The 6,939-nt window shown below is 61.4% G+C and carries 8 protein-coding genes, 2 pseudogenes and 1 riboswitch; of the genes and pseudogenes, 3 read left to right on the top strand and 7 right to left on the bottom strand.

Annotated elements, in window-relative coordinates:
• Positions 1–795: pseudogene (locus I5W_RS15080) on the bottom strand (zinc-binding metallopeptidase family protein); the annotation flags it as partial.
• Between the two features lie 183 nt (positions 796–978).
• Positions 979–1,052, top strand: a riboswitch (Fluoride riboswitch).
• 86 nt (positions 1,053–1,138) lie between these two features.
• On the opposite strand from I5W_RS15080, the gene I5W_RS15075 reads away from it, so the two are divergent.
• Both I5W_RS15075 and I5W_RS15070 read left to right on the top strand, forming a co-directional pair.
• Positions 1,139–2,464: a voltage-gated chloride channel family protein gene (locus I5W_RS15075; RefSeq protein WP_044529843.1), complete on the top strand. Its 1,326-nt coding sequence runs from the start codon at positions 1,139–1,141 to the stop codon at positions 2,462–2,464.
• Positions 2,461–2,808, top strand: coding sequence for a DUF190 domain-containing protein (locus I5W_RS15070; RefSeq protein WP_017451194.1), 348 nt, complete (start codon positions 2,461–2,463; stop codon positions 2,806–2,808). Before I5W_RS15075 ends, I5W_RS15070 begins: the two co-directional genes overlap by 4 nt.
• Before the next feature lie 239 nt (positions 2,809–3,047).
• Here the strand turns inward: I5W_RS15070 and I5W_RS15065 are convergent, their stop codons facing one another.
• Entirely contained in the window at positions 3,048–3,350 is a 303-nt protein-coding gene (locus I5W_RS15065) for a helix-turn-helix domain-containing protein (RefSeq protein WP_083893550.1), read from the bottom strand.
• A 300-nt stretch (positions 3,351–3,650) separates the two neighbouring features.
• On the opposite strand from I5W_RS15065, the gene I5W_RS15055 reads away from it, so the two are divergent.
• Positions 3,651–4,517, top strand: coding sequence for a PCC domain-containing protein (locus I5W_RS15055; protein WP_044529841.1), 867 nt, complete (start codon positions 3,651–3,653; stop codon positions 4,515–4,517).
• 1 nt (position 4,518) lies between these two features.
• Here the strand turns inward: I5W_RS15055 and I5W_RS15050 are convergent, their stop codons facing one another.
• The 5 genes and pseudogenes from I5W_RS15050 to I5W_RS15030 all read right to left on the bottom strand — a co-directional run.
• The gene (locus tag I5W_RS15050) at positions 4,519–4,806 is read right to left on the bottom strand and encodes a BrnA antitoxin family protein (RefSeq protein ID WP_044529840.1); all 288 of its coding nucleotides are present in this window, start codon (positions 4,804–4,806) and stop codon (positions 4,519–4,521) included.
• Positions 4,793–5,059, bottom strand: a complete 267-nt coding sequence (locus tag I5W_RS15045) for a BrnT family toxin (protein WP_044529839.1) — start codon at positions 5,057–5,059, stop codon at positions 4,793–4,795. The genes I5W_RS15050 and I5W_RS15045 overlap by 14 nt, the downstream gene beginning before the upstream one ends.
• Positions 5,060–5,220: 161 nt before the next feature.
• A complete protein-coding gene (locus tag I5W_RS15040; RefSeq protein ID WP_017451187.1) occupies positions 5,221–5,589 on the bottom strand; it encodes a response regulator in 369 nt (122 codons plus the stop codon).
• A gap of 48 nt (positions 5,590–5,637) precedes the next feature.
• Complete coding sequence (locus I5W_RS15035) at positions 5,638–6,597, bottom strand: chemotaxis protein CheX (protein WP_044529838.1); 960 nt, start codon at positions 6,595–6,597, stop codon at positions 5,638–5,640.
• 31 nt (positions 6,598–6,628) lie between these two features.
• A pseudogene (locus I5W_RS15030) lies at positions 6,629–6,939 on the bottom strand (hypothetical protein); the annotation flags it as partial.

Here is a 6,939-nt window from a genome sequence, read left to right as displayed (position 1 = left end):
TGCTGGCATAGGCGCTGCCGAAGTTTTCTTCCCAGTCGGGGCGCGGGCCGTTTTCGTATGGTTCTTGAGGGCCGCGCCGTAGTCCTGGCGTTCGTCGCCGACTTTTTCCGGGAAGGGTTCCAGCCACTCGCTCGGCGCCACCAGCCGGTCGAAATAGTAATGTCCGCTCTCATGCCGGAAATGTCCCAGCAGCGTGCGATAGGGCTCGGCCATCTGTTCGCGCGCCTGCTCCCGATAGGCCGGATCGGCCTCGGCGATGTTGATGGTGATGACGCCATGGGCGTGCCCCGTCAGCACCCGTTCGCCATGCGGTTGATCCTGCAAGAACTCGAAGGCCAGACCCGTTTCTTCATCTTCCATCTTCGGCACCGGCTGCAAGCGCAAGGTCCACAGCGAATGCAGCAGGCGCCGCTTGGCCGTTTCCAGACGGCTCCAGAGCACGCGGTTATTTCCTTCATCCAGCGTCGGAATCACCCGGGTCAGGCGGCAGGAGGCGCACAGCTCATGGGCTTCGCGCGCATCGAGCATCCAGTTGCAGATGTTCTCGCGCCAATAGTTCAGGCATTGCTTGAATACCCGGCCTTCATTGTCCGGCCTGACGCTACGCCAGCGGCCTGGCCCGGGCTCGGGCTCGGCAGCCACCTCTTGAGCCGGAGGCGCATCCGGCTCCAATGGCAAAAAGCTGGCAATGGCCTGCAACTCGGGCTGATAACCCAGCATCCACCCGCAATTGCCGCAGACGGTGTTTTCAAAGAAGACTTGCAGGCCGCAATTGTCGCAATGGAAGGTTTTCACTGGCGTGCCCCCTATTCCTTGTCGTTGATATCGCTGCCACCAGGCAGAGGTGACGTTCGAAAATTGGAACGACCAAGGGTCGATACGTTCCTGCACCTGGCAAGCTTGACAGGTGAAAGTGTCTTCGAGGATGTCCACTCATGACAACAACAAGTTGTCGATGAGCTTCTAAATTGCTACTATCGCGGTCAAGGAGATGGCATTCCTCCTCCAACCGCCACCAACTTCACGTTGGGGCTGATGATGCCTACAGTGACCTGGCACCCCGGGGCTGTAGGCGTTCGCCTTGATGCTTCGCGCACCGCTCCGTGTGCCAGGACGATCCACTCGACCCCTGGTTCACATGAAACATTTCAACTACCCGGAACAGCTCTACCTGCTGCCCTACATCGCCAAATGGTGCCTCATCGCCTGCCTGATCGCGGTCCTGGCGGGCTCGGCCTCGGCCTTTTTCCTGTTTTCGCTGGAATACGCCACCCAGTGGCGCGAGGCACACCCCTGGATTCTCTGGCTGCTGCCGCTGGGCGGCTTTGCGGTCGGCTGGCTGTACCTGCATACCGGCAAGCCGGTGGAAGCCGGCAACAACCTGCTCATCGATGAAATCCACGACCCCAAGAAGGTGATCCCGCTGCGCATGGTGCCGCTGGTGTTGTTCGGCACCGTCATGTCGCACCTCTTCGGCGCCTCGGTGGGCCGCGAAGGCACGGCCGTGCAGATGGGCGGCGCACTGGCCGACCAGTTGACCCATGTACTGCGCCTGCGCCAGGAAGAGCGCCGCCTGCTGCTCATGGCTGGTATCAGCGCCGGCTTTGCCTCGGTGTTCGGCACGCCGATGGCCGGCGCCCTGTTTGGTCTGGAAGTACTGGCCATCGGCCGGATGCGTTACGACGCCATCCTGCCCTGCTTCGTCTCGGCCATCGTGGCCGACCAGGTCGGCCTGGCCTGGGGCGTGCATCACACCCACTACGCCATGAGCGGCAGCGCGCCCATCGCCTGGTGGAGCGTGGGTGCGGTCATCGTCGCGGGGGTGGTCTTCGGCCTGGTCGGCATGGTGTTTGCCAACAGCACCCACCGCCTGTCTGCCTTCATGAAGCGCCACGTCAGCTACGCCCCGCTGCGCCCCTTCATCGGCGGGCTGGTGGTGGCCCTGGCGGTCTGGGCGGTGGGTACGCATCGCTACATCGGCCTGGGCATCCCGGTCATCGTAGAAGCCTTCCAGCATCCCCTGGCGCCCTGGGATTTCCTGGGCAAGATGCTCTTCACCGTGACCTCGCTGGGTACCGGCTTCAAGGGCGGCGAAGTCACGCCCCTGTTCTACATCGGCGCCACCCTCGGCAACGCCATGGCCCCGCTGCTGCACCTGCCCTTCTCGATGCTGGCTGGCATCGGTTTCGTGGCCGTGTTTGCGGGCGCGGCCAATACACCGATTGCCTCCACCATCATGGCCATCGAACTGTTCGGCCCGGACATCGGCCCCTTTGCCGCCCTGGCTTGCGTGGTGGCCTATCTGTTCTCGGGGCATACCGGCATCTATCATGCGCAACGCGTGAGCCAGACCAAGCACGTTCCACTGCCGGAAGGCATCAAGATCGCCGAGGTCAACGCCTACAAGACCCAGCGCAAGCGTGAGCTGGAACAGGCCGCTGCCGGGGGAGGCAATGCGCCATGAATGACATCACCGTACTGCGGCTGTACTTCCCGCTGGCCGCGCGCGCCCGGGCGACCCGTTTCTGGCACCGCCTGTCGGCCCCGGCCCTGGCCCGGCACCTGGTGGCTGTGGCTCATCGCGCGGGCATCGCCCAGGTCACCTTGCAGCCCATCAGCGCCGGTTATCTACCGGGCGAAAAGATGAGCCATCACCATCCCGAGGTCAGCGCCATGCGTCATCCGCAGTGCCTGGAATTGCTGGACAGCGAAGCGCGGCTGCGCCGCTTCCTGCACGATCACCGGGAGGAACTGGACAAGGTCAGGGCCGTGCTGTTGCGCTGCGAGTTGCCGCTGGAGCAGTCGTGATGGTTGCTGGCGGTTGCTGGGGATGGGGATGCTGAAAGAATTGTTCACCTTGCTCGGTGGAGGCTTGGCGCAGAGGCCGCGGGATGGGCTCGAGCGGCGCTATTCTGCATAAACCTTCAGGAAGTGCCTGACCTGGCCTGTGCCGCGCGACCAGCCTGGCCGCGAAGGAGGATGTAACGCATGAGGGTGGATAAAGATAAAGAATCGACGGGTAATCGGACCAAAGCGGCACTGGCTCTTTAAAAATCCAACTGTTCCCTAGTGATGCCCAAGGCTGCCGCAATTCTCGCGATGGTGGTCGGCCTTGGATTGATGCTCTTTTCAAGTTTTGCATAGGCCGACAAGGTAATGCCCATGCGTTGGGCGACCTCCAGCCGGGTCAATCCCAAGTACTGCCGCCAAGCGCAGGCCGGCGTAGTGCCTTGCACCGTTGCCCCGACGACCTCGTTGGGAATCAGGTTGCCTTGCTCGCCACAGAGGGCCATGAACTCGGCATAAGGCAGCACGACGGACGCCGGCTTGCCGTCCTTGCTCTTGATCATCTGGCTTTCAGTAGGTGCGGTCATCGCGTTTTCTCACTTCCTGGGTTTCTACAATCCTGACCTCTGCAGTCCATTCAAACAAAACACGCAAATTATAGCTTTCAAAAATAACGCGGCTACATATTGAGTACGCTCCTCGAAGAATCAACGACCGCCATTTTCGAGAAATCCTCCACGGTCACCATCAGCGATAAAAAAACATTCACCCGCCCCCGCTGCGCGAACGCGCGATAATTCACCTCAGCGAGTACAACCCCGACCGCCCATCGATGCCGCAGCCCGCCTGCCCTAGGAGCCCCCATGCCCACCGCCCCAAGCTTCACCCGCACCGTCCGCCACCCCGGCCCCCCCGAGCCCGAGCGCATCGTCTCGCTCGCGGGCCAAGCCATGCATCTCGACTTCACCCTGCAAGCCGGCCTGAACCTGCGCGACGCCATCAGCCTGCCGCTGGCGCGGGCGGGTCTGGCGGGCGGCACCGTGCGCTTTGCCAATCTGCCACTGACTGCATTGCATTTCCTCATGCCCGCGCTGGCCGTGGATGAGCAGCACGCCGCCTTCTACAGCGCGCCCCATGCCATCGAAGAAGGCACCGTCATCGAATACGCCTGTGCCACCTATGGTCGCAAGGAGGGCGAACCCTTCGTGCATTGCCACGCCGTCTGGCGCGGTCGCGACGCTCAGCGCCAGGGTGGGCATCTGATGATGGAAAAGACCATCGTCGGTACCACCACCCCGGCGCAGGCCTGGGGCTTGCATGACGCCACCATGGCCACCCGCCATGACCCGGAAACCAATTTCACCCTGTTCTACCCTACCCGGCTATCCGAACAGGCAGCCGCTGTGAATGGCAAGCGCCTGGTACTGGCCCGCATCCGCCCCGACCAGGATTTGACGATGGCGGTCGAACAAGCCTGCGCCGCCCACGGCATCCGCAATGCCATCGTGCGCGGTAGCGTGGGCAGCATCATCGGCGCCGAGTTCGAGGATGGACAGGTGCTGGAGGACCGCGCCACCGAGATCCTGGTCCGTGCCGGTGAAGTGCGCAATGGCGTGGGTCGGCTGGATATCGGGCTCATCAATCCGCAAGGCCAGGTCTGCGAAGGCGTGCTGGCGCGGGGCTGCAATCCGGTCTTGATCTGCTTTGAGCTGGTATTGGAAGAGCAGTAATTCAAACCTGTTCATGCTGTGCCAGCCATTCCCGCAAGGCACCGTTCATCCGGCTCTGCCAGCCGTCGCCACCCCGCTTGAATGCCTCCACGATGTCCTGATCGAAACGCATCGTGACCTGAACCTTGCAACCACTACCGGCCGGTCGTCCACGTCCGCGCGCCGGTCGCATCGCGGCGAGCTGGCTCGGGCTCAATGGCTGCGCATCCGGGTCGTTCAATGCAGCCGAGGTAATGGCGGCATCTTCAGCGGCGGTTGGAAAAATGGTTCCCTGTTTAAGTTTCGGCATAGCGTTCGATCTCCCTTTTGGTTGCCCTGCGCAGGCTAATGATGCGCAGAACGTCATGGCGCTCCACAAACACCACGACATACAGCCGCAGACCGATGTAGGCAATCGCGACTTCGCGCAACTCACCATAATCAAATCTGTCATCAATGCTGACCAGTGCAGTGTCCCATTCGATTGCCGCCGCTTCTGCGAGCGAAACGCCATGCTTGAACTTGTTGACGGCGTCTTTGTTCGGGTCGAAGGTAATCTCCATGAAGAATAATCGTAGCTACAATTATTCAATCAGGCAAGAATTAATTGTAGCTACGTTTAACATATTCAGAATTTCAACCGAAAAAAAACGGCCCGCATCACTGCAGGCCGTTCCAATCAAGCTTAAACGGGAAGCCCAGGCTTATCCCGCGGCCGGCTCCATCAAGCGCCCACCAGCTTCTTGAAGGTCGGCAATACCGCCTCACCCTTGAAAGGCTTGACGATCCAGCCCTTGATGCCAGCCGCCTTGCCGCGTTCCTTCATGATGGGCGAGTTCTCGGTGGTGAGCATGATGATGTTCACGCTGGCATTGCCCAGCTCGCTGCGGATCTTTTCGGCCATGGTCAGGCCATCCATGTTGGGCATGTTCACGTCCGAGACCACCAATTTGATGGACGGGTCGCCCTTGAGTTTGTTGAGGCCATCGCGGCCGTCCACGGCCAGCGCCACGTCCAGGCCGTTCTTCTTGAGGAAGTCGCCTACTTCGGCGCGCACGGTGCTCGAATCGTCCACTACCAGGATTTGTGCCATCTTGAATTCTCTTTCTTCACTAGGGGGAGGTTACAGGGGGGAATCGTGTCAGAACAGCTCCAGCTCGCCCGATTCGAACAGGTCTTCTACCGAGATCTGGTTTTCGCTGAAGTCTTCGGGCGACCACGAGAGGTTGAAGATGAAGCGTTGCAGCAGCACCAGCGGGGCATCGTCGCCCTTGCGCAGCAGGTACTTGAAGCACAGTTGTGCATCTTCCGAACCGAAGGAGATGTAGCGGTGCTGATGGTTGATGATGATGGGCACCTGGCTCAACTGCTGGATCGGCTGGCTCTGGTTGATGAAGCGGTTCTTGAACCAGCCCCAGATCAGGTTGGTCAGTTCGCCCAGGGCATTGTTGAGATTGCGGAAGTCGCCCGACTCTTCAGGGGCCAGCGCCTGCAGCGTCTTCTGTTCGGCCTGCAGCATCATGTAGCCACGGCACCAGCTGCTTTCCAGCGGAATCAAGGTGAACACTTCGCCGAAGATGATGCGGTCACGCACCAGGTAAGGCTGTTCGATCTCCACGCTCATGCCAGGGAACTGGCGCTCCAGCACCATGCGGCTGATCTCGGCGATGCCGCGCACCAGCGCGTTGGGATAGCGCTGACTGAAGATGGACGCCGCCACGGCCGGAGCCAAGGCGTCGATATCCTCGATGCGATAGACCGCACTGAACAGTTCGCTGTCGCGTTCGGCCAGCGGGGTATCGGCGCTTTCCCGGCGGCGACGCAGGAAGATGGGCAATTCAGGGCGGACTTCGCGAATGCGGCGCGCCAGTCCCAGGCCGCCGCCACCGTCGCCCAGGCCGGCCAGGCTTTCGGAGAGCATGATGCCGCCCAGGTCGACGTTGCTGCGCAAGACCGCCATCACGTGTTCTTCATGGGCCTTCAGGCCCACCAGGTGGTGACGTTCGCAGAAGGACTTGATGGTGTCGTAGCAATCGGTGTCGCGGTCCAGCACCAGGACTTTGCTGGTGATGGTGTTGTCGAGGCTGGCAGTGGCTTCCATGATGGTAGAGGTTCCCCGGGTCGTTGAAATGTCAGAACAGTTCCAGCTCGCCCGTGGTATCGACCTGTTCCTCGACCGAGACGGCAAAGTCCAGGTGGTCGTAGGCCGAGATGCACAGCGAGACGTGAAAGCGCGGCGCGCCCGCCAGGTCGATGGCGAAATGCCGCACATGCGCACAGTTGAGCTTTTGCAGGTAGGCCACGCACTGGGTGTCGATGACGTTGGGCGTGGACATGCCCAGGTGCGGGAAGAAGCGCCCCAGCTCCCGGTTGAAGATGCCGCAGCACAGGTTGCCGCATTCGGCGATGGCGTCCATGAAGGCTTGATCGCCCTCTCGGCCGG

The organism is Herbaspirillum sp. B65 (assembly GCF_000333555.1).
Classification (GTDB): domain Bacteria; phylum Pseudomonadota; class Gammaproteobacteria; order Burkholderiales; family Burkholderiaceae_D; genus Herbaspirillum; species Herbaspirillum rubrisubalbicans.
This window is presented reverse-complemented; position numbering and strand designations above follow the sequence as displayed.

What these genes read in the sequence shown, in the direction of transcription:
- I5W_RS15075 (WP_044529843.1), top strand. Translation starts at nt 1,139, where the DNA reads ATGAAACATTTCAACTACCCGGAACAGCTCTACCTGCTGCCCTACATC.
- I5W_RS15070 (WP_017451194.1), top strand. Translation starts at nt 2,461, where the DNA reads ATGAATGACATCACCGTACTGCGGCTGTACTTCCCGCTGGCCGCGCGC.
- I5W_RS15065 (WP_083893550.1), bottom strand. Translation starts at nt 3,350, where the DNA reads ATGATCAAGAGCAAGGACGGCAAGCCGGCGTCCGTCGTGCTGCCTTAT.
- I5W_RS15055 (WP_044529841.1), top strand. Translation starts at nt 3,651, where the DNA reads ATGCCCACCGCCCCAAGCTTCACCCGCACCGTCCGCCACCCCGGCCCC.
- I5W_RS15050 (WP_044529840.1), bottom strand. Translation starts at nt 4,806, where the DNA reads ATGCCGAAACTTAAACAGGGAACCATTTTTCCAACCGCCGCTGAAGAT.
- I5W_RS15045 (WP_044529839.1), bottom strand. Translation starts at nt 5,059, where the DNA reads ATGGAGATTACCTTCGACCCGAACAAAGACGCCGTCAACAAGTTCAAG.
- I5W_RS15040 (WP_017451187.1), bottom strand. Translation starts at nt 5,589, where the DNA reads ATGGCACAAATCCTGGTAGTGGACGATTCGAGCACCGTGCGCGCCGAA.
- I5W_RS15035 (WP_044529838.1), bottom strand. Translation starts at nt 6,597, where the DNA reads ATGGAAGCCACTGCCAGCCTCGACAACACCATCACCAGCAAAGTCCTG.